We start from the raw sequence: 22,785 nt of genomic DNA on the forward strand, positions 1-22,785 counted from the left end.
CCTCAATTTTTCGATAGATCGGTGATCAGGCTGCGTAGACCTGGTTGCCGCCAATCCAAGTCGATCCCATGGCGAGTTCTGATGTCAGAAGCACGAAATCCGCATCTGCCCCGGGCAGAACACGGCCCTTGTGCGAGGAGATGCCCATGGCGTCGGCGGGATAGGCCGATGCCATGCGAAGGGCTTCCTCGACCGGTAGGCCGAGCTTTTCGTGCACGAAGCGCACCGACGAGAGCATGTCGATATCGGCGCCGGCAAGCGTGCCGTCGGCGAGCGTCAGACGACCGCCGTGGCGCAGGATCTCGCGGCCATTGAGCTCGAAGCTCGTCATGTCCGTTCCAATCGGCGACATCGCGTCGGTCACCAGGAAGATCTGGCCCGGGCCGGTCTTGGCCCGCAGCGCCACACCCATCGAGGCGGGGTCGACATGGTAGCCGTCGGCGATCAGGCCCGCGTGCAGGGTGCCTGTCGCAAGGGCTGCACCGACGACGCCAGGCTCGCGATGACCGAGACCGCTCATGGCGTTGAACAGATGCGTCACCGTCTTCGCCCCTGCCTTGGCATAGGACACGGCGGTCTCATAGCCGACATCCGTATGGCCGAGGCTGACGATGGCGCCGGCGTCGGCAAGGGCTCGAACCTGCTCTTTGGTCGCATTTTCCGGTGCGACCGTGACCATGAGGGTGCCGAGCGCCCTGGCGCAGTCGAGCATCTCCTTGAGGTCGGCGTCATCCATCGGTCGGATCAGCGCTGGATCGTGCGCGCCCTTTCGTGCGACCGAAAGATGCGGACCTTCCAGATGCAGGCCGAGGAAGCCGGGCACGCCGGCCGCCTTGGCCTGAAGGCCGGCGGCGATCGTTGCCGTGCGGACTTCGCGCGTATCGGTGATCAGCGTCGGCAGAAGTGCGGTCGTACCGAACTTCGCATGGGCCGAACAGATCTGGCGGATGCTTTCCAGCGTCGGCTGCGCGTTGAGAAGCGCCCCGCCGCCGCCGTTGACCTGCAGGTCGATGAAGCCGGGCACCAGCAGCAGGCCGTGGGCATCGACGATCGTGGCACCGGCCGGCAGATCGCCGGCTGCCACGATGGCCTTGACACGACCCGCCTCGATCAAGAGAGCGGCGCCGTCATGCCATTCGATACCATCGAACAGGCGGGCGCCGATGATTGCCTTCTTCTCGGTCATCTCGTCTCCGTTACCTTCTTGAGGCTTGCCGGTGCGTCGGGATTGAGACCGCGCGAGCGCGACCAGGCTTCGACGAAGCCATAGAACGGCAGGATCAGGGTCAGCGCGTCGGTGATCGGGTGTCCCGTCTCGACGAACGGCAGGCGCTTGGCCTTGCCGGCGCGGTTCGACGTCACATGGACCACGGCGCCCTTCTCGGCCATGCCGTCGGCGATCTCGGCGACGGACCCTTCGGCCGCATCGCGCGCCGCAAGCGTCAGCACCGGGAACTTGGCGCCGACAAGCGCCACCGGTCCATGCAGCACTTCGGCGGCCGAATAGGCTTCCGCATGCATGCCCGAAGTTTCCTTGAACTTCAGCGCCGCTTCGCTGGCGATCGCCAGCGCCGGGCCACGGCCAAGCACGTAGAGCGATTCGGCCTCGCCGAGATCGGCGGCGAACTCATGCCAATCCAGCTTCACCGCCTTGGCGAACTGGTTCGGCAGATCGGCCACGGCGCGCTGCAACGCCGCGTCGCCGGTCCATTCGCCGAGAACGGCAAGGCCGGCGACGATGGAGTTGACATAGGACTTGGTTGCAGCAACGGCGATTTCCGGGCCGGCGAGAATGTCGAGCGGATGGGTGCATGCCTTCGAGATCGGTGACGGCAGGGTGTTGGTAAGTGCGATTGATACGGCGCCGGCATCGGTTGCGGCCTGGGCCATCGCGACGATATCCGGGCTCTTGCCCGATTGCGAAATCGCAATTGCCGCCGCGCCACCGAGCTTCAGCTTGGCGCCATAGATCGACGCGAGCGACGGCCCGAGCGAAGCGACCGGTCGACCGGCCTGCAGCTCGATCGCATATTTCAGGAACAGGGCGGCATGGTCCGAAGAACCGCGCGCGATCGTCACCAGGAAAGCCGGGTCCTTGGCGCGCAGCGCTGCGCCGGCCTGCTTCAGGGCCTCGGAAGAATGCTCGAGCAGTCGGGCCGCCGCTTCGGGGATCTCGTCGATTTCTCGGCGCATGTTGGTCTGCATGGTCAATTCCTTTCTTGCGGAGCGACGGTCAGGATTCCGACAGGGTCAGTTCCGCGACAAAATCATAGGCGTCGCCCCGATAGAGCGAGCGGGTGAATTCGACGACGCGTCCCGATGCGAGATAGGAGACGCGTTCGATGGAAAGGCCGGCAGAGCCGACGGCGACGCCGAGCATGGAGGCGTCCGGATCCTTGATGTTGCAGGCGGAGATGCGCTGCACGGCGCGCACCGGCCGGGAACGGGTCTTGTCGAGCGCGGTATAGAGCGACGAGGTGACGGCCTGCGGATCCGGCAGGAATTCGGCCGAGATGCTGGCGCGCTCGATCGCGAGCGGCATGTCGTCAGCGATGCGCAGACGCCCGAGCCTGGCCACCAACGCGTCGGCCGGCAGGCCGAGCGCCATCATCTCATCCGGCGACGGATGATACAGGCCTCGCTCCAGCCAGCGGGCATGAGTGTTGAGACCACGGCGCGCCATGTCCTCGGTAAACGAGGTCAGCCGCGACAGCGATTGCTGCACCTTGGAGACCGGCTTGACGACAAAAGTGCCGGAGCCGTGGCGCCGCACCAGCAAGCCGTCGCGCACGAGATCGTCGACGGCCTTGCGCACGGTCACGCGGCTGATATTGGCGTAATCGGCCAAATCGCGCTCCGGCGGCAGGGCGTCGCCATGATTGAGCTTGCCCGACTGGATCGCGTCTTCCAGCGATTGCCGCAGTTTCAGATAGAGCGGACCGGATCCACCGGCCTGCAGGCCTTCGAGCGGCAGAATGGCAGCGAGATGATCGGTCATGCGCCGACCTCCGAGCGGGAGCCGAAGCGCTGTGCGGCGAGTGCGACGGCGCCGGTGAGCGCGTCGGCCTCGGCTTCGACAAAAAACGGCTGGTGGCGCTCGGCAAGCCAGGGACGATAGAGCGGCGCGAGGCCACCGAGCAGGCAGAGCTTGCGCCCGCCCCGGGCGACCACGACGTCTAGCGCCTCGTCGACCGTGATCGCCGCAGTCTTGAGCAGACGCACGGCGACGGGATCGCCCGCCTGCGCCGCTTCGAAGACACGCGGGGCATAGCGGCCGAACTCACCCGGCTTTGCCAGGCGCGCGAAATCGACGACAGCACTCGGATCGTTCCTGAACTCGGCCATGACGGAATCGGTTATCGGCGACGCCTCATGGATGCCATCGAAGGCAAGCAGGCTTTCCTGCAAAAGCGCATGGCCGATGCGTGCGCCACTGCCATGATCGCCGATCGTGAAGCCCCAGCCGCCGACATAGCTGACGATGTCGGCCTGCCGCAGGATATAGATGCTGCCGGTGCCGAGAATGGCGACGGCGCCGTCCTCGTCGCCGAGCGCGCCCTGCAGGGCAATCAGACCATCCGATTCGATATCGGCTGCGGCAAACGGCAGGCGTCGCTTCACATAATGCACGGCATCGCCGACATTGTGCCCGGCGACGCCGACAATTGCGCGCGCCTCGGCGATACCAGAGGGATCAAGACCGGCTTCTTCAAATGCCGCCCGCGCAGCGTCGCCAATATGGGCGAGCGCCGTTTCAGGATCCGTCAGAATGTTGGCTGCACCAGCCTTGCCGCGGCCGAGAATACGTCCATCCCCCGCAGCCACAGCCGCCCGGCAGCTTGTTCCGCCGCCATCGATTCCTATTAGGTAGTTTGGCATGAGCACCTCCGCCCATAGAGGATACCAAAAAAATACCAATAACCAAGTCCGAATTGGTCTCGATATCCAATTTTGAAATAATGCATTGAATAACAACGGATAATTTCAGAGATTGGTTTTTTTTGACGCCAAAATGTAATTTCTCCTAGACAATTGGTATTTTTTTGGCATTAATTCACCCAGAGGAGACACAACCTATGCCTTCAGTGAAGACCGAAGAGCGTCACGACAACGCCAAAGGCCTGGATGTCATGCATCCGGCGCTGGCGCTTCGGCTGCTCGCATCCGGACAACAGGCGGCAGCAAAGGTCGTGGACGCCGCGATTGAGCAGATTTCCGCTGCTGCGTCCCTGGCTGCAGAAACGCTCGCCTCCGGCAAGCGTCTCGCCTATGCCGGCGCCGGCAGCTCAGGCCTGATGGCCATGGCCGATGCGCTGGAACTTCCCGGCACCTACGGCATCCCCCAGGACCAGATCGTCATTCTGCTTGCAGGCGGCGCCGCCAGTCTCAATGACCTCGCCGGCGGCTACGAAGACGACATGGATCTGGCGCGCGAAGACGTCCGCAAGGCCGGCATCACCGCGGGCGACTGTCTGGTTTCAGTGTCGGCCAGCGGCTCGACACCCTATGCGCTGGCCGCAGCCGACGAGGCGCGCAAGCTCGGCGCAAAAGTCATCGCCGTTGCCAACAATCCGGGCGCAGCTCTTTTCAACGACGCGGATGTCGCCATTCTGCTGCAGACGCCGCCGGAAGTCGTTTCCGGCTCGACGCGCATGGGTGCCGGCACGGCACAGAAGATCGCCTTCAACATGTTCTCGACGCTGGTCGGCATCCATCTCGGCCACGTGCTCGACGGCCACATGGTCAATCTGCGCGCCGACAACATCAAGCTGCACGGCCGCGCCGTTCGCATCGTCACCGACATTACCGGTGTTGGCGCATCCGAGGCCGGCCGGCTGATCAATGCCGCATCCGGCTCGGTCAAGATCGCCATCCTGCTGGCATCGGGCGCGAAGGACGTGGCGGCAGCCGAAGCGGCGCTCAACCAGACCAAGCAGAACCTGCGCCGGGCGATCGATATCGTTTCGGCCTGAGATAAACCTGGGATTCAAACCGCGCCAAAACGGCGCATATAAGAGGGAGAAGCTAAATGACCCGTACGACACTCAAGGGCCTGCTGCTTGCGTCGAGCATTCTCGGCTCGGCCGGCCTGGCCCACGCGGAGGACGTCACGCTGACGATCGAAAGCTGGCGCAACGACGACCTGGCGATCTGGCAGGAAAAGCTGATCCCGGCTTTCGAAGCCAAGAACCCCGGCATCAAGGTCAAGTTCGCCCCGATGGCGCCGACCGAGTACAACGCGGCGCTGAACGCCAAACTCGACGCCGGCTCCGCGGGCGACCTCATCACCTGCCGTCCGTTCGATGTCTCGCTCGAACTCTACAACAAGAAGCACCTTGCCGACCTGACGGCGCTGCCGGGTATGGAAAATTTCTCCCCGGTCGCCAAGTCCGCCTGGACGACAGACGATGGCTCGGCCACCTTCTGCGTGCCGATGGCTTCGGTCATCCACGGCTTCATCTACAACAAGGACGCCTTCGACCAGCTCGGCATCCAGATCCCGACGACGGAAGCCGAATTCTTCGCAGCTCTCGACAAGATCAAGGCCGACGGCAACTACATCCCGATGGCGATGGGCACCAAGGATCTCTGGGAAGCCGCGACCATGGGCTACCAGAACATCGGCCCGACCTACTGGAAGGGTGAAGAAGGCCGCGCTGCGCTGATCAAGGGCGAGCAGAAGCTGACCGATGAACCGTGGGTCGAGCCCTATCGCGTTCTCGCCAAGTGGAAGGACTATCTCGGCGACGGCTTCGAGGCCCAGACCTATCCGGACAGCCAGAACCTGTTCACGCTCGGCCGCGCCGCGATCTATCCGGCCGGCTCGTGGGAAATCGGCCTGTTCAACACCCAGGCCCAGTTCAAGATGGGCGCCTTCCCGCCTCCGGTTAAGAACGCCGGCGACGCTTGCTACATCTCCGACCACAACGACATCGGCGTCGGTCTGAACGCCAAGAGTGCGCACGCCGAGCAAGCCAAGACCTTCCTTACCTGGGTCGCTTCGCCGGAATTCGCCGAGATTTACGCCAATTCGCTGCCGGGCTTCTTCAGCCTCAATTCGACCCCGGTGAAGATGACCGATCCGCTCGCTCAGGAATTCGTTTCCTGGCGCGAAAAGTGCAAGCCGACGATCCGCTCGACCTACCAGATCCTGGCGCGCGGTACGCCGAGCCTCGAGAACGAAACCTGGGTTGAATCGGCCAACGTCATCAACGGCACGGATACGCCTGAGGTTGCGGCCGAAAAGCTGCAGAAGGGTCTCGACGGCTGGTACAAGCCGGCGAAGTAAGCGCAACTGGTTCCCTCCCCTTCGGGGGAGGGTCGGCCCTACAGCGCCGCGCGTCTTGTCGGACGCACAAAGGTCGCTGTAGCACTTTGAATTGCTGAATGTTTTTGTCCTCAAATCGGATAGGATTGAGGAAACATGCAGCAAGGGCCGGGCGGGAGGACATTGCCCAAGGAGGCACTCCCCCAGCCGCAGCGTCCTCGACCTCCCCTTGATGGGGAGGTCCCCGACGCAGTCGTTTGCAAAAGAACGCGATAGCCTTAACCTTCGTCATGAGCCCGGATCGGGGCAGGCGTTATGCGGCAAGACCGGCCGTGTGGCGTCGACGTGCATCATGACGCCCTGGGGAACCGGTCGAACAAGCGGGTACGATCAATGAGCAACGTCACTTCACTGCAAGAGGGACAGCCGACCGTGAGACGGCCGAAACGCTGGCACATCCTCATCTTTCTGCTGCCGGCCCTTCTGGTCTACACGGCGGTGATGATCCTGCCGTTGATCGAGACGCTGCGTCTCTCGCTATACAACACGGTCGACGGCCAGCCGACCTTCGTTGGTCTCGCAAACTTCCAGGTCCTGTTCGGCGAGGAGCGCTGGGCGCACGACTTCTGGAACGCGCTGAAGAACAACGTCATCTTCTTCATCATTCACATGTGCGTGCAGAATCCGATCGGCGTTGCGCTGGCGGCCATGCTGTCCATTCCGAAGCTGCGTTTCGTCACGTTCTACCGCACGGCGATCTTCCTGCCGACGCTGCTTTCCTTCGTTATCGTCGGCTTCATCTGGAAGCTGATCCTGTCGCCGATCTGGGGTGTCGCGCCCTGGATGCTCGATCTCGTCGGCCTCAAGTCGATGTTTGCGCCCTGGCTCGGCAGGCCAGGCTCGGCCCTGATCGCCGTGTCGTTGATCTCGGTCTGGCAATATGTCGGCATCCCGATGATGCTGATCTACGCCGCCCTGCTCAACATTCCCGATGAAGTGATCGAAGCCGCCGAATGCGACGGCGTCACCGGCTGGAGCCAGTTCTGGAAGATCAAGCTGCCGCTGATCCTGCCCGCGATCGGCATCATCTCGATCCTGACCTTCGTCGGCAACTTCAACGCCTTCGACCTGGTCTACACCGTGCAGGGCGCGCTTGCCGGTCCTGATGGCTCGACCGACATTCTCGGCACGCTGCTCTACCGCACCTTCTTCGGCTTCCAGCTGCAGCTGGGCGACCGCTCGATGGGCGCGACGATCGCAACGGTGATGTTCCTGATCATCCTCGCCGGCGTCTCGCTCTACCTCTTCGTCATCCAGCGCCGCATGCGCCGCTATCAGTTCTAAGGGAGGCCGAGATGTCGCAAGCACGCCACTCCATTTTCCGCACCGGCTTCGTCCACATCGCGCTGATCGCCTATACGCTCATCTCGCTGTTTCCGGTGTTCCTGACGATCATCAACTCGTTCAAGGATCGCAACGCGATCTTCCGGGCGCCGTTGACGGTCCCGACGCCCGAGACCTTCAGCCTGATCGGCTACCAGACGGTGCTCGGCCAGGGCGATTTCGCGACCTACTTCCAGAACAGCTTCATCGTCACGGTCGTCGCGATCGCGCTGGTGCTGTTGTTCGGCGCCATGGCCGCGTTCGCGCTGTCGGAATACCGCTTCCGCGGCAATACGCTGATGGGGCTCTATCTCGCGATCGGCATCATGATCCCGATCCGGCTCGGCACCGTCGCCATCCTTCAGGGCATGGTCGCTGCCAACCTCGTCAACACGCTGACGGCGCTGATCCTCGTCTATACCGCACAGGGGCTACCGCTCGCGGTGTTCATCCTGTCGGAGTTCATGCGCACGGTTTCGGATGACCTGAAGAATGCCGGCCGCATCGACGGGCTGTCGGAATACTCGATCTTCTTCCGCCTCGTGCTGCCGCTGATCCGGCCGGCGATGGCAACGGTTGCCGTGTTCACGATGATCCCGATCTGGAACGATCTGTGGTTCCCATTGATCCTGGCGCCGGCAGAAGCAACCAAGACGGTCACGCTCGGCTCGCAGATCTTCATCGGCCAGTTCGTCACCAACTGGAACGCCGTGCTTGCGGCCCTGTCGCTCGCCATCCTTCCGGTTCTCGTCCTCTATGTCATTTTCTCGCGGCAGCTGATCCGCGGCATCACCGCAGGAGCAGTCAAGTGAGTTCAAACAGCAAACCGGTCCGGGTCCTCGTCGCGGGTCTCGGCAATATGGGCCGCAGCCATGCGCTGGCCTATCACAACAATCCCGGCTTCGAGATCGTCGGGCTGGTCAACCGCTCCAAGGTGGAGCTTCCGGAGGAACTGCGCGGCTACGAGATCCATCCTGACTTCAAGACGGCGCTTGAGGAACTGAAACCCGAACTCTGCTCGGTCTGTACCTATTCCGACAGCCATGCCGACTATGCGGTTGCCGCCTTCGAAGCCGGCTGCGACGTGTTCGTGGAGAAGCCGCTGGCAACGACGGTCGCAGACGCCGAACGGGTCGTTGCTGCCGCCAGGAAGCATGGCCGCAAGCTGATCATCGGCTACATCCTGCGCCACCACCCCTCGTGGATCCGGCTGATCGCCGAAGCCCGCAAACTCGGCGGTCCTTACGTCTTCCGCATGAACTTGAACCAGCAGTCGAGCGGTCCGACCTGGGAGACCCACAAGTCGCTGATGCAGACGACCCCGCCGATCGTCGACTGCGGCGTGCATTATGTCGACGTCATGTGCCAGATCACCGACGCCAAGCCGGTGGAGGTGCGCGGCATGGGCCTGCGTCTTTCCGACGAAATCGCTTCGGACATGTACAATTACGGCCACCTGCAGGTGATCTTCGAAGACGGGTCGGCCGGCTGGTACGAGGCCGGCTGGGGTCCGATGATTTCGGAGACCGCCTTCTTCGTGAAGGACGTCATGTCGCCAAAGGGCTCCGTGTCGATCGTCATGGATCCGAATGCCAAGTCGGACGATATCGACACACACACCAAGACCTCGGTCATTCGCGTGCACAATGCGGAAACTGGTCCCAATGGTCGCTTTCTCAAGCCGGACGAGGACCTGACAATGGACGGAGAGCCCGGCCATCAGGAACTCTGCGATCGTGAGCAGGCCTATGTGCTGAAGGCCATTCGCGAAGATATCAATCTCGACCGCCACATGAACGACGCCGTCCAGTCGCTGCGCATCTGCCTTGCGGCTGATGAAAGCGTCCGCACCGGTCAGCCGGTCAAACTTTAAGAGGGGCAATTAGGTGGGATCACTTCAACTCAAATCCATCCGCAAGGCCTACGGAAACCATGAGGTTCTCAAGGGCATCGACCTGGAAGTGAAGGACGGCGAGTTCGTCATCTTCGTGGGTCCTTCCGGCTGCGGCAAGTCGACATTGCTGCGCACCATTGCCGGCCTTGAGGACGCGACCTCCGGCAGCGTCCAGATCGACGGCGTCGAAGTCGGACACGTGGCCCCCGCCAAGCGCGGCATCGCCATGGTATTCCAGTCCTATGCGCTCTATCCGCACCTGACGGTGAAGGACAATATGGGCCTGGGCCTGAAGCAGGCCGGCAAGCCGAAAGCTGAAATCGAGGACAAGGTCGGCAAGGCCGCCAGCATGCTGTCGCTCGACCCCTATCTCGCCCGGCGCCCGGCGGAACTTTCCGGCGGCCAGCGCCAGCGTGTCGCCATCGGCCGCGCCATCGTGCGCGAACCGAAGCTGTTCCTGTTCGACGAGCCCTTGTCGAACCTCGATGCGGCCTTGCGCGTCAACACCCGGCTCGAGATCGCCCGGCTGCATCGCAGCCTGAAGGCCACGATGATCTACGTGACCCATGATCAGGTCGAAGCGATGACGCTGGCCGACAAGATCGTGGTGCTGAACGCCGGCCAGATCGAGCAGATCGGCTCGCCGATGGATCTCTACAACCGGCCGGCCAATGTCTTCGTCGGTGGCTTCATCGGCTCGCCGCAGATGAACTTCGTCGACGGCGCCCGCCTCGGCGATCCCGGCGCCAAGACGATCGGCATCCGGCCGGAACATATCGGTCTGTCGCGCGAGAGTGGCGACTGGAAGGGCAAGGTCATCCACGTCGAGCATCTGGGCGCCGACACGATTGTCTATATCGAGTCCGACCAGGTCGGTCTGATCACCGTTCGGCTGTTTGGCGAACACCGCTACGCGCCTGATGACATTGTCTTTGCGACGCCGATGGTCGGCAGCATGCACCGCTTCGGTGCCGACGACCGCGTCCTCGCCTGAGACGATAATCCGGCGACAAACCCGGATCACACCTTAGTGATATCAAGCCGCCGTGGTGCCGAAAGCACTGCGGCGGCTGATTTTTTTGATCGATTCAACGCGCTGCATCACGGTGTTGCACTGCGGCGCAAATTAACATACATTTGTGTTTGTATATTAGCGTTCCGGTATTTTCCCATCCCGATACTGGTAATTGCTTCCCTTCACTTCCGGACCGCGCAGCCCTGCGATACGCACTGGCTGCGCACGGTCACCGAATATGGACATCGCTATGCGCATGAACCGACCGACACTGGCCGCCGCCTTGGCAACCGTGATTCTCCTTTCCGGCTGCCAGAAAGACGAAGAACAGGCCGCTCCCGCCTTCCCGCCATCGGCCGTCGCTGTCTTCACGACCGCATCCGAGACGCTGCCGATCACCAATGAACTGCCGGGCCGCATCACCGCGACGCGCGTCGCCGAAGTTCGTCCGCGCGTTTCCGGCATCGTCGTCGAACGCGTCTTCCAGCAGGGCTCGAAGGTCAAGGAAGGTGACGTGCTCTACCGCATCGACCCTGCTCCCTTCCAGGTCCAGGTCGAAAAGGCCGAAGCGACCCTGCGCCGCGCCCAGGCCGTGCATCTCCAGGCCGAACAGAAGGCTGCCCGACAGGAAGCTCTGAAGAAGGCAAACGTCGTCGCCGCCCAGCAGTTCGACGATGCAAACGGCCTGCTGGCTGCAGCAAACGCCGACGTCGCCATCGCCCAGGCGGGCTTGGCCGCTGCCAAGCTCGACCTGCAATACGCCAACGTGACCGCCCCGATCAGCGGCCAGATCGGACGCGCTCTCATCACCGAGGGTGCGCTCGTCAGCGCCAACAGCTCGGAAAACCTCGCCACGATCCAGCAACTCGATCCGCTCTATGCCGACTTTACCCAGTCGGCGACCGATCTCATCCGCCTGCGCAAGGCGCTTGAAGCCGGCCAGATGATGAGCGGTGACCAGGAGGCCGAGGTTCAACTGATCCTCGACGACGGCACGCCTTATGAACACAAGGGCAAGCTCCTGTTCTCGGAAGCGGCCGTTGACGCGACGACCGGCCAGGTAACGCTGCGCGGCGAGTTCCCCAATCCCGACGGCGACCTATTGCCGGGCATGTATGTCCGCGTGCTGGTCCAGCAGGGTGTCGAGAAGGACGCGATCACCGTGCCGCAGCAGGCTGTCCAGCGCAACAATGCCGGCCAGTCGCAGGTCTATGTCGTGGCCGCCGACAAGAAGGTCGAGTTCCGCAACGTCACACTTGGACGCACGGTCGGAACCCGCTGGCAGGTGGCCTCGGGGCTGAAGCCCGGCGAAAAGGTCATCGTCGAAGGCTTCCAGAAGATCGGCCCCGGCGCGCCGGTGGAGCCGACCGACTGGGATCCGAATGCAAAGCCGGCGGCCGAAGCAGCCCAGACGACCGCGGCGACCGACGCAAAGCCCGCTGAAGCCACAGAGTGAGTGCTGATTAATGCCTAGTTTTTTCATCGACAGGCCTATTTTTGCCTGGGTGGTGGCGATCTTCATCATGCTCGCCGGCATCATCGCGATACCGCTGTTGCCGGTATCGCAATATCCTGATGTTGCGCCGCCGCAGATCTCCATCAACACGAGCTACCCCGGCGCTTCGTCGCAGGACACCTATCAGAGCGTCACCCGGCTGATCGAAAACGAGCTGAACGGCGTCGAAGGCCTGCTCTATTTCGAATCGACCTCCAGCGCTGCCGGCTCGGTCGACATCAGCGCCACCTTTGCACCCGGTACAGATCCGGGACAGGCGGCCGTCGACATTCAGAACCGCGTTCGCCGCGTCGAACCGCGCCTGCCCGATTCGGTCAAGCGCCAGGGCGTACAGGTCGACGAAGCCGGTTCCGGCTTCCTGATGATCGTCGCGCTCACCTCGACCGACGGCTCTATGGACGCCATCGGTCTCGGCGACTATCTCAGCCGCAACGTGCTGAACGAAGTCCAGCGCGTGCCCGGCGTCGGCCGTGCGCAGCTGTTTGCGACCGAACGCTCGATGCGCATCTGGCTCGATCCGGACAAGATGCTCGGCCTCAACCTGACCGCCGGCGACGTGACGAATGCCATCCAGGCCCAGAACGCCCAGATCGCATCCGGCTCGATCGGCGCACAGCCGAACCCGATCACGCAGCAGATCAGTGCTCCTGTTGTCGTCAAGGGTCAGCTGTCGAGCGCCGAGGAATTCGGAGCGATCGTGCTTCGCGCCAATCCGGACGGCTCCTCCGTTCGTCTGCGCGACGTTGCCCGCGTCGAGATCGGCGGCGAAAGCTACGCGTTTTCGACCCGCCTGAACGGCAAGCCGTCCGCGGCTATCGCCATACAGCTGTCGCCAAGCGGCAACGCGATGTCGACCTCGACGGCGATCAAGGAGCGCATGGACGAACTGTCGAAGTTCTTCCCGGAGGGCCTGGAATATTCGGTTCCCTACGACACCTCGCCGTTCGTTGCCGTTTCCATCGAGAAGGTGCTTTCGACGCTGGTCGAAGCGGTCGCGCTCGTCTTCATCGTGATGTTCCTGTTCCTGCAGAACATCCGCTACACCATCATCCCGACACTCGTCGTGCCGGTCGCTCTTCTGGGCACCTGCGCGGTGATGCTGGCGATGGGCTTCTCGATCAACGTTCTGACCATGTTCGGCATGGTGCTGGCGATCGGCATCCTGGTCGACGATGCGATCATCGTCGTCGAGAACGTCGAACGCATCATGTCCGAAGAGGGGCTGACACCGAAGGACGCCACCCGCAAGGCAATGAAGCAGATCACCGGCGCCGTCATCGGCATCACGCTGGTGCTGGCTTCGGTGTTCATTCCGATGGCCTTCTTCCCGGGCGCCGTCGGCGTGATCTATCGCCAGTTCTCGCTGACCATGGTCGTGTCGATCCTGTTCTCGGCACTGCTCGCGCTGTCGCTGACGCCGGCGCTGTGCGCCAGCTTCCTGAAGCAGGTTCCGAAGGGCCACCACCACGCCAAGCGCGGCTTCTTCGGCTGGTTCAACCGCAGCTTCGACAAGACCTCGCACGGCTATAGCGGCATCGTGAAGCGCCTGGTCCACCGCACCGGTCGCTACATGATCGTCTACATCGCCGTCTTGGCCGGCCTCGGCTGGCTGTTCATGAAGCTGCCGTCGTCGTTCCTTCCGGACGAAGACCAGGGCTTCGTGATCGTCATGATGCAGCTCCCCTCCGAAGCGACGGGCAACCGTACGACCGAGGTGGTGGAACAGGCGGAGAAGATCTTCGGCCAGGAGCCGGCTGTCGAACGCATCATCGCGATCAACGGCTTCTCCTTCTTCGGCACCGGACAGAACGCAGCGCTCGCCTTCGTGACGCTGAAGGACTGGAAGGAACGCGACGCCGACAACGCCGCTCAATCGATCGCCATGCGGGCCACCATGGCCATGAGCCAGATCAAGGATGCGATCAGCTTCGCGCTGTCGCCGCCGGCGATCCAGGGCCTCGGCACCACCGGGGGCTTCTCCTTCCGCCTGCAGGATCGTGGCGGTCTCGGCGAAGCGGCTTTGTCCCAGGCACGCGACCAGCTTCTCGGCCTTGCGGCTCAGAGCAAGATCGTGACCGGGGTTCGCTTCGAAGGCATGCCCGATGCGGCTCAGGTCAGCGTGGCCATCGACCGCGAAAAGGCCAATACCTTCGGCGTGACCTTTGCGGACATCAACTCGACGATCTCGACCAACCTTGGCTCGTCTTATGTCAACGACTTCCCGAATGCCGGCCGCATGCAGCGCGTGACGGTGCAGGCGGACGAGGGTCAGCGCATGCAGACGGCGGATCTGTTGAACCTCAACGTCCGCAACGCCAATGGCGGCATGGTCCCGCTCTCCGCCTTCGCGACGGTGGAGTGGGTCAAGGCCTCGACCCAGACGATCGGCTACAACGGCTACCCGTCGGTACGCATCAGCGGCGAAGCGGCTCCGGGTTACTCCTCCGGTGACGCGATCAACGAAATGCAGCGGCTTGCGGGCGAACTGTCGGCAGGCTTCGGTTACGAATGGACCGGCCAGTCCCTGCAGGAAATCCAGTCGGGTACCCAGGCGCCTCTCTTGATCGCGCTGTCGTGCCTGCTCGTCTTCCTGTGCCTGGCTGCGCTCTATGAGAGCTGGTCGATCCCGGTGGCGGTCATCATGGTGGTTCCGCTCGGCGTCATCGGTTCGGTGCTTGCCGTGACCATGCGCGAGATGCCGAACGACGTGTACTTCAAGGTCGGCCTGATCGCGATCATCGGCCTGTCGGCGAAGAACGCCATCCTGATCATCGAGTTCGCCAAGGAACTGCGTGAACAGGGCAAATCGCTGATCGATGCGACGCTGGAGGCAGCACACTTACGCTTCCGCCCGATCCTGATGACGTCGCTCGCCTTCACGCTCGGCGTTCTGCCGCTGGCGATTGCCACCGGCGCAAGCTCTGGCAGCCAGCGCGCCATCGGTACCGGCGTGATGGGTGGTATGATCTCGGCAACGGTGCTGGCGATCTTCTTCGTTCCGGTGTTCTTCGTGTTCGTCACGAAGCTGTTCGGACGCAAGAAGGTAGAAGCCACACCGGCTGCAGCCGAGACCCCAACACCCGCCGAATAACACTGCTATCGACGGCCCGCCCTCTCGGCGGGCCGTTCTGCAAGGAGGAATGAATGCGCAGAACGAAAGCCGATGCGGAGGCAACCCGGCAGAAGATCCTGAGCGCCGCTGAACGTGTGTTCTACGAAAAGGGTGTTTCAAACACCACGCTTGAGGAAGTGGCCAAGGAAGCGGGCGTGACCCGCGGCGCCATCTACTGGCACTTCGCCAACAAGACCGATCTTTTCCTGGCCCTGCACGATGCCGTGCCGCTGCCCCAGGAAGACATGATCGCCCAGGAAATCGAGGCCGAGGCCGCCGATACGCTGGCAATCGTCGAGGACGCCATGGGCGCCTGGATCGATATCCTGGCCGCCGACGAGCAGCGCCAGCGCATTCTCACCATCATGCTGCGCACCAACTACGACGGCGACATGAGCGAGGTCCTGACCCGCCACAAGGAACTCGACGAACATCATAATGCCCTGCTCGAACTGGCCTTTTCCCGCGCCCTTGCCAAGGGCTACATGCAGGACAGCTGGACGCCCACGTCGGCGACCCGCACGCTTCACTGGATGATGCTTGGGCTTTGCACCCAGTGGCTGCTCTTTGGTCGCCCGTTCGACATCGTCGCCGAAGGGCGTGACGGGCTGAGGCGGCTGTTTTCGAGCTTCCGCACGCCCTCCGCCGCCCGTTCTGCACTATCCACCGTCAGCTGAAGACGACGGTCTTATGGCCGTTGAGCATCACCCGCCGTTCCAGGTGCAGCTTGACGGCACGGGCCAGCACGCGGCTTTCGATGTCACGGCCGCTGGCGACGAAGTCCTCCGCCGTCAGCGCGTGGCTGACACGTTCGGTTTCCTGCTCGATGATCGGCCCCTCGTCGAGATCCGGGGTGACGTAGTGGGCCGTGGCGCCAATCAGCTTGACGCCGCGTTCGTGGGCCTGGTGGTAGGGCCTGGCCCCCTTGAACGACGGCAGGAACGAGTGATGGATGTTGATCGCCTTGCCGTAGAGGCGCTTTGACAGATTGTCCGAAAACACCTGCATGTACCGCGCCAGGATCACCAGATCGGCGCCGGTCTCCTGCGTCAGGCGCAACAGCTTTTCCTCCTGCTCTTCCCTGTTGGTCTTCGATCCCGTCCAATGATGAAACGGGATCGCCTCGAGTTCCGCCGTGCGCCGGCTGTCCTCGTGATTGGAAACGATGGCGGCGACCTCGGCGTTCAGCCAGCCGACGCGGATCTGGTAGAGCAGACGCAGGAGCGCATGGTCGAACTTCGACACCAGGATGACGATCTTCGGCTTGCGTGCGGCTTCCGTCAGCGCGGTGCGCATCTGGAACCGGTCGACCGCCGGCCGCAACGCCCGCTCGACGTCGTCCCGCGTCATGCCATCGGGCGCCTGGAAGGCGATGCGCATGAAGAAGCTGTTGGTGTGCCGATCCCAGAACTGGCTGCTCTCGGCGATATTCGCGCCAAGGCCGGCCAGCTCCGTCGTCACTGCGGCAACGATGCCCGGCTTGTCGTCACAGGACAGCACAAGGATGAATGTGTTGGTGGCCATGGTCTCCTCCGATCGGCGGCTCTGCCGGGCGCGCTAGCGCCCTCCCCGATCGCTGCCTAGGGGGAGACGAGGACGACCGCAACCGCTGAGACGGCGGCGGCATGCGCTTTCTATCATCGTGATACGCCGACAGGCAGAAGGCGGCCGTCGTGGCCGCCTTCTGCAAGAATAACCGCAGCTGTCGATGCAAGGTCGCTGATGGAATCCCTCAGGGAAACCTCAGTGCGCCTCGTCCCAGTTCATCGCGGCGCGGGCATCGACCTTGAGCGGTACCCGCATGTCGAGCGCCGGCATCGCGGCATTTTCCATCACCGACACGACGATCGGGATGGTCCGCTCGACGTCGGCATCCTCGACCTCGAAGATCAGTTCGTCGTGCACCTGCAGCAGCATGCGGGCGGAAAGCTTCGCCTCACTCAGCGCCGGCTCGATTTTCACCATGGCACGACGGATGATATCAGCTGCGGACCCCTGGATCGGCGCGTTGATCGAAGCGCGCTCGTTGAAGGCGCGATGCGAGGGGATCGACGAGCGAATGTCGGGGTAATGTGCACGCCGCCCGAAGATCGTTTCGACATAGCCGTGCTCGCGGGCAAAGGCCTTGGTGTTTTCCATGTAGTCGCGAATGCCGGGGAAACGCTCGAAATACTTCTTGATGTAGTCGCTGGCTTCCGAGCGCTCGATCGACAACTGGTTGGCAAGGCCGAAAGCGGAGATACCGTAGATGATGCCGAAGTTGATGGCCTTCGCCCGCCGGCGGATTTCGCTCGGCATGCCCGCGACAGGAACGCCGAACATCTCCGAAGCCGTCATCGCGTGAATGTCGACGCCATCGGCAAAGGCCTGGCGAAGCTGCGGGATGTCGGCGACATGGGCAAGCACGCGCAGTTCGATCTGGCTGTAGTCGGCCGAAACCAGCTTGTGACCTGATGTGGCAATGAAGGCCGTGCGGATCTTGCGGCCTTCGGCGGTGCGCACCGGGATGTTCTGCAGGTTCGGGTCGGACGAGGACAGGCGTCCCGTCGTCGTCGCCGCCAGCGCATAGGAGGTGTGGACGCGTTTGGTTTCCGGATGGACGAAACCCGGCAAGGCGTCCGTATAGGTCGACTTCAACTTGGTCATCTGGCGCCAGTCGACGATCTTGCGCGGCAGTTCGTGGCCCTCCGCCGCGAGATCCTCGAGCACCTGCGCCGAGGTCGACCATTGGCCGGTCTTGGTCTTCGAACCGCCGGGCAGCCCCATCTTGCCGAAGAGGATATCGCCGAGCTGCTTGGGCGAGCCGACGGTAAATGTTTCGCCGGCTAACTTGTAGATCTCGTCTTCGAGCGCCGCTGCCCCTTGCGCCAGTTCGCCGGAGAGGCGCGACAGGATCTGGCGATCGATGGTGATACCGCGCTCTTCCATGTGGGCCAGCACCGGCACGAGCGGGCGCTCCAGCCGCTCATAGACGCGCACCAGCCCCTTGGCCACCAGCCGCGGCTTCAGCACGTGCCAGAGGCGCAGGGTGACTTCGGCATCCTCGGCGGCATAGGCGGTGGCGCGGTCGATATCGACATAATCGAAGGTCACCGACGATTTGCCGCTGCCGGTCATGTCCTTGTAGGCGAGCGGCTTGTGACCGAGCCAGCGCTCCGACAGCGCATCCATCCCGTGCGTGCCGTTGCCGGCATCAACGACGTAGGACATCAGCATGGTGTCGTCGAAGCCCTGGACGGTGATGCCGTGTCGCTTCATGAGGAGGTAGTCGTATTTGAGGTTCTGTGCGACTTTCAACACCGAAGGATCTTCAAGCAGCACCTTCAGCCGGCTGAGCGCCTCGCGCACCGGAATCTGGTTTTCAGCATGGCCGCCGCCGAGAAGATCGCCCACTCCTGTTTTATGGATCAGCGGCACATAGGCGGCGCGGATCACCGTTCCCGAAGGGTCCTTGCCATAGTCAGCAAGCGCCAGCGAGAAGCCGACGAGCTCGGCCTGCATGGCATCGAGCGACGTCGTTTCGGTGTCGAAGGCGACGAGGCCCGCGTCCTTGGCGTCGGCAATCCAGGCGTCGAGCGTCGGCAGATCGCGGATCGCGACATACCGCGAGTGGTCGATGGTAGCGCTGGCGAAAAGGGCTGCGCGCGATTGTGCGAGCGCCTCTGGTGTGGCGTCAGTGGCCTCGCCCGTGGAGGCTACCTGGCTCACGGCCGCAGGCGCGGCCTCGCCGGCACTCGACGACGCCGGGGCAGCCGCAGCCTTGTCGAGATCCGGTCCGCGCGCATCCGCGCCCCACTCGACCGGCACCGCGGCCGGTTCGACCACATCGGCGTCCGTATCGGTGGCGGCGGCCACGCGACGGGTGAGCGTGGTGAATTCCATCGCCTTCAGGAAGGCGACGAGGCGCGGCCCATCCTGCGGTTCGAGATGCAGCTCCTCGAGAGGGACGTCGAGCGGCGTGTCGGTGCGCAGCGTCACCAACTGGCGTGACAGGCGGGCAAGGTCGGCATTGGCGATGATGTTTTCGCGGCGCTTGGCCTGCTTGATTTCGCCCGCACGCGCCAGCAGCGTATCGAGATCGCCGTATTCCTCCAGCAATTGCGCCGCGGTCTTGGGGCCGATGCCGGGGATGCCAGGCACGTTGTCGGTCGAGTCGCCGGTCATCGCCTGAAGATCGATCATCTTTTCCGGCGGCACACCCCATTTCTCGATCACTTCCGGGATCGAGATCTGCTTGTCCTTCATGCTGTCGTACATCGAGACGTTCGGCGTCACGAGTTGCATCAGGTCCTTGTCGGAGGAGATGATGGTGACGCTGGCGCCCGCCTTTTCGGCAAGGCGCGTATAGGTGGCGATCAGGTCATCGGCCTCAAACCCTTCCTTCTCGATGCAAGGCAGGTTGAAGGCGCGCGTGGCGTGGCGGATCAGCCCGAACTGCGGGATCAGATCCTCAGGCGGCGCCGAGCGATTGGCCTTGTAGAGATCGTAGAGTTCGTTTCGGAACGTTTTCGAGGAATAGTCGAAAATGACGGCGAAATGCGTCGGCGTCACGCCGACGGAGGTGTCGCGCGCATCGGTGAGCAACTTCCACAACATGTTGCAGAAACCGGACACCGCATTGACCGGAAGGCCATCGGATTTGCGGTTGAGCGGCGGGATGGCGTGGAACGCCCGGAAGATGAATCCGGAGCCGTCGACGAGGAAGAGGTGATCACCGTTTTTCATGGGCAATGGATAGCGCGGGGTGAGCCAAACGTCCATTGCGGTTTTCTCGTCGAACACTACAATGTCCAGCTGTCACAGAGGAGCAAGCGATGCCGCATGACGTGCAATATGCACTGAGACAGTACCTTGTTCTTTCAGGGTTTGCCGGAGTCTGTTTCGTCATTTCCTGGCTGTTGAGCGATCCGGCATTCCTTGTCGTCATCAAGACCGTCTTTGCGCCGATCTATCTGCTTGCGACGACGGGGCTCGATGCCCATTTCAGACGGGCGGACGCCGCGCCGTGGCCACTGTGGCAGAAGGTCGAATACGCGATCGCTCGGGCCGCACTTTTCGTCGCCTTCATTATCGTCATGTGCATCAGGCCGGATCAATCGGCCCGCGATGTGGCGAAATCAGCGTTGGCGACTGCAATCGCGATCGGCGCCGTGGAGGTCATTTTTGCCTTGCGGAACCGGCGCTCGAAGGGCGCTTGAGCAATGTCCGGCTTTCACAGAAACGTTACGCATTTGTAATGTGCGATTCATTGGCCCAATCCTTGAAAAGCCACATTTGAATCCTCAAATCTTAGTCAACGGCACCGAGTGATGCCGTCTTCTGGTGATTGGCCTGTCCCCCGCCCGCACCAGATGAGGACAAAGGCCTTATCCCCCTCTCCGGGCCTTTGTCCCGTTTTCAGAGAACCGCCACGGCGCCGCCTCCGCGCCGTGGCGGTTTCTCGTTGGTTGGGTCAAGTCCTTGTCAAATCCTTGTGAGATAAGGCTTTCTCAAGTCCATCGCCTGCTTTGTAACTTGTCTTCGCGCCGCTTCGAGCGTACCCACTGGAGCATGGCCTTCAACCGTATGGAATCTGCGACTTACCTGGCCAGCCTGCTGGCCAAAAGCTTCTCGCGTGCACTTCAGGAGCGCGGTCAGAAGCTCGGCTTCGCGCCCGGGCAGTTTCCCGTCCTGTTGGAACTATGGGCCGAGGAGGGTCTGACCCAGAAACAGCTTCTCGACAGGCTCGACATCGAACAGGCGACCATGGCCAACACGCTGGCGAGAATGGAACGCGACGGGCTCATCGTCAGGCGCAAACATCCGCAGGACAAGCGTTCGCAGCAAATCTTCCTGACCGAGAGGGCGAGGGAAATCGAGGCGGCGGCCAAGGAGGCAGCGCTTGCCGCCGATCAGTCGCTGTTATCAGGCCTCAGGCAATTCGAGCGCGAACTCATGCTCGAATACATGCGCATGGCGCTTGCCCATGCCGCGCGTGACGGCGGTGCCGCGTGACAGGCAACACGTCTCCCTAATCGTTCCATCAAAAAATTTGGCTTAAATCCACCCGCATGAGGTTCTAAACAACCTGAGCGGGTTCGTTCGGACACGCCAAAATCGCTGCCGCCCGTCGAACGGCCGCATGATTTCGCTGCTGAAATCGATTCCGATTTGCGGCGTCATGCAGTAGGTTCCGGCAAAACTTGAAGCAAGGATATGCATGATGGCAGATATCACCCCCATTCTCGAGCGCGCAGACGCAAACCTGCCGAAGAGCCTGGACAGGCTTTTCGACCTCGTGCGCATCAAGTCGATCTCGACCGATCCGGCCTTCAAGGCCGATTGCCGCAAGGCCGCCGAATGGCTGGTCGCGGAACTGAACGGCCTCGGCTTCGACGCCTCGATCCGCGACACTCCCGGACATCCGATGGTAGTTGCCCATCACGCCGGCGCCACCGCCGATGCCCCGCATGTGCTGTTCTACGGGCATTACGACGTCCAGCCGGTCGATCCCCTGAACCTGTGGGACACCGATCCGTTCGAACCCGGCGTCAAGGAGCTGGAGCCCGGCCGCAAGGTCATCACCGGCCGAGGCACCGCCGACGACAAGGGCCAGCTCTTGACCTTCGTCGAAGCCGCCCGCGCCTACAAGGAAGTCCACGGTTCGCTGCCCTGCCGCGTCACGATCCTGTTCGAAGGTGAGGAAGAGTCCGGCTCGCCGTCGCTAAAACCTTTCCTCGAAGCCAATGCGGCCGAACTCAAAGCCGACTATGCACTTGTCTGCGATACCAGCATGTGGGACCGGGACACGCCTGCGATCTCGGCGGGCTTGCGCGGGCTCGTCGGCGAGGAAGTCATCATCAAGGCGGCCGACCGCGACCTGCATTCGGGCTATTTCGGTGGTGCTGCCGCCAACCCGATCCGCATCCTGACCGGCATCCTCGCCGGGCTTCATGACGAAAACAGCCGCGTGACGCTCGAAGGCTTCTACGAAGGCGTCGAGGAAACCCCGGCCCAGATCAAGGCTGCATGGGAGACGCTTGGCCAGACCGCGGAAAAATTCCTCGGCGAAATCGGCCTGTCGATCCCGTCTGGTGAAAAGAACCGTTCGGTCCTCGAACTCACCTGGGCCCGCCCGACCGCCGAGATCAACGGCATCACCGGCGGCTACACCGGCGAAGGCTTCAAGACGGTGATTGCCGCGCAGGCTTCCGCCAAGGTCTCCTTCCGCCTGGTCGGCAACCAGAACCCGGAGAAGATCCGCGAAGCTTTCCGCGCCTATGTGCGCTCGAAGGTGCCGGCGGACTGCACGGTCGAATTTCACGCCCATGGCGGTTCGCCGGCAATCCAGCTGCCCTACGATTCGAACCTGCTCAACACGGCAAAGCTCGCCCTTTCCGACGAATGGCCGAAGCCGGCCGTGGTCATCGGCATGGGCGGCTCGATCCCGATCGTCGGCGACTTCCAGAAGATGCTCGGCATGGAATCGCTGCTCGTCGGCTTCGGCCTTTCGGACGACCGCATCCATTCGCCGAACGAGAAATACGAGCTGCAATCCTATCACAAGGGCATTCGTTCCTGGATCCGCATCCTGAACGCGCTTGCCGCCTGATATCGA

General features: G+C 62.6%; 18 protein-coding genes. 12 read left to right on the forward strand and 6 right to left on the reverse strand.

Annotated elements, in window-relative coordinates; all coding sequences use genetic code 11:
• Positions 1-25: 25 nt before the first annotated feature.
• The 4 genes from nagA to ASD52_RS06970 are packed head-to-tail and all read right to left on the reverse strand — an operon-like array spanning position 26 to position 3,879.
• Positions 26-1,186, reverse strand: a complete 1,161-nt coding sequence (gene nagA / locus ASD52_RS06955) for an N-acetylglucosamine-6-phosphate deacetylase (RefSeq protein WP_025425456.1) — start codon at positions 1,184-1,186, stop codon at positions 26-28.
• On the reverse strand, positions 1,183-2,205 hold the full coding sequence (locus tag ASD52_RS06960) for an SIS domain-containing protein (protein ID WP_025425455.1): 1,023 nt from the start codon (positions 2,203-2,205) through the stop codon (positions 1,183-1,185). The genes nagA and ASD52_RS06960 overlap by 4 nt, the downstream gene beginning before the upstream one ends.
• Positions 2,206-2,233: 28 nt before the next feature.
• Entirely contained in the window at positions 2,234-2,998 is a 765-nt protein-coding gene (locus ASD52_RS06965) for a GntR family transcriptional regulator (RefSeq protein ID WP_025425454.1), read from the reverse strand.
• Positions 2,995-3,879, reverse strand: coding sequence for an N-acetylglucosamine kinase (locus tag ASD52_RS06970; RefSeq protein WP_025425453.1), 885 nt, complete (start codon positions 3,877-3,879; stop codon positions 2,995-2,997). The genes ASD52_RS06965 and ASD52_RS06970 overlap by 4 nt, the downstream gene beginning before the upstream one ends.
• A gap of 197 nt (positions 3,880-4,076) precedes the next feature.
• Between ASD52_RS06970 and ASD52_RS06975 the strand changes: the two genes are divergently transcribed.
• From ASD52_RS06975 to ASD52_RS07015, 9 genes are all read left to right on the forward strand, one after another.
• Positions 4,077-4,973 carry an N-acetylmuramic acid 6-phosphate etherase gene (locus ASD52_RS06975; protein WP_025425452.1) on the forward strand — a complete coding sequence of 299 codons (897 nt, stop codon included), beginning with the start codon at positions 4,077-4,079 and terminating at the stop codon, positions 4,971-4,973.
• A gap of 56 nt (positions 4,974-5,029) precedes the next feature.
• A complete protein-coding gene (locus ASD52_RS06980; RefSeq protein WP_025425451.1) occupies positions 5,030-6,289 on the forward strand; it encodes an ABC transporter substrate-binding protein in 1,260 nt (419 codons plus the stop codon).
• Between the two features lie 372 nt (positions 6,290-6,661).
• Complete coding sequence (locus ASD52_RS06985; protein WP_025425450.1) at positions 6,662-7,612, forward strand: sugar ABC transporter permease; 951 nt, start codon at positions 6,662-6,664, stop codon at positions 7,610-7,612.
• 11 nt (positions 7,613-7,623) lie between these two features.
• Positions 7,624-8,463: a carbohydrate ABC transporter permease gene (locus ASD52_RS06990; protein WP_025425449.1), complete on the forward strand. Its 840-nt coding sequence runs from the start codon at positions 7,624-7,626 to the stop codon at positions 8,461-8,463.
• Positions 8,460-9,524: a Gfo/Idh/MocA family oxidoreductase gene (locus ASD52_RS06995; RefSeq protein WP_057204378.1), complete on the forward strand. Its 1,065-nt coding sequence runs from the start codon at positions 8,460-8,462 to the stop codon at positions 9,522-9,524. The genes ASD52_RS06990 and ASD52_RS06995 overlap by 4 nt, the downstream gene beginning before the upstream one ends.
• Before the next feature lie 13 nt (positions 9,525-9,537).
• Positions 9,538-10,539 carry an ATP-binding cassette domain-containing protein gene (locus ASD52_RS07000; RefSeq protein WP_025425447.1) on the forward strand — a complete coding sequence of 334 codons (1,002 nt, stop codon included), beginning with the start codon at positions 9,538-9,540 and terminating at the stop codon, positions 10,537-10,539.
• Positions 10,540-10,798: 259 nt separating this feature from the next.
• Entirely contained in the window at positions 10,799-12,016 is a 1,218-nt protein-coding gene (locus ASD52_RS07005) for an efflux RND transporter periplasmic adaptor subunit (protein WP_025425446.1), read from the forward strand.
• 10 nt (positions 12,017-12,026) lie between these two features.
• Entirely contained in the window at positions 12,027-15,167 is a 3,141-nt protein-coding gene (locus ASD52_RS07010; protein WP_025425445.1) for an efflux RND transporter permease subunit, read from the forward strand.
• A 53-nt stretch (positions 15,168-15,220) separates the two neighbouring features.
• Entirely contained in the window at positions 15,221-15,865 is a 645-nt protein-coding gene (locus ASD52_RS07015; protein WP_025425444.1) for a TetR family transcriptional regulator, read from the forward strand.
• On the opposite strand, the gene purU is transcribed toward ASD52_RS07015, so the two are convergent.
• Together purU and polA are read right to left on the reverse strand one after the other, a co-directional pair.
• Complete coding sequence (gene purU / locus ASD52_RS07020; RefSeq protein ID WP_057204380.1) at positions 15,858-16,712, reverse strand: formyltetrahydrofolate deformylase; 855 nt, start codon at positions 16,710-16,712, stop codon at positions 15,858-15,860. The two genes, ASD52_RS07015 and purU, sit on opposite strands and share 8 nt — an antisense overlap.
• A 219-nt stretch (positions 16,713-16,931) precedes the next feature.
• A complete protein-coding gene (gene polA / locus ASD52_RS07025) occupies positions 16,932-19,913 on the reverse strand; it encodes a DNA polymerase I (protein ID WP_025425442.1) in 2,982 nt (993 codons plus the stop codon).
• Positions 19,914-20,002: 89 nt separating this feature from the next.
• Here polA and ASD52_RS07030 point away from each other — a divergent pair, with 89 nt between their 5' ends.
• From ASD52_RS07030 to ASD52_RS07040, 3 genes are all read left to right on the forward strand, one after another.
• Positions 20,003-20,386, forward strand: a complete 384-nt coding sequence (locus ASD52_RS07030; protein ID WP_025425441.1) for a hypothetical protein — start codon at positions 20,003-20,005, stop codon at positions 20,384-20,386.
• Positions 20,387-20,738: 352 nt separating this feature from the next.
• A complete protein-coding gene (locus ASD52_RS07035) occupies positions 20,739-21,182 on the forward strand; it encodes a MarR family transcriptional regulator (RefSeq protein WP_025425440.1) in 444 nt (147 codons plus the stop codon).
• A 205-nt stretch (positions 21,183-21,387) separates the two neighbouring features.
• The gene (locus ASD52_RS07040; RefSeq protein ID WP_025425439.1) at positions 21,388-22,779 is read left to right on the forward strand and encodes a M20/M25/M40 family metallo-hydrolase; all 1,392 of its coding nucleotides are present in this window, start codon (positions 21,388-21,390) and stop codon (positions 22,777-22,779) included.
• Positions 22,780-22,785 lie beyond the last annotated feature (6 nt).

The organism is Ensifer sp. Root142 (assembly GCF_001426785.1).
GTDB lineage: Bacteria > Pseudomonadota > Alphaproteobacteria > Rhizobiales > Rhizobiaceae > Ensifer > Ensifer canadensis.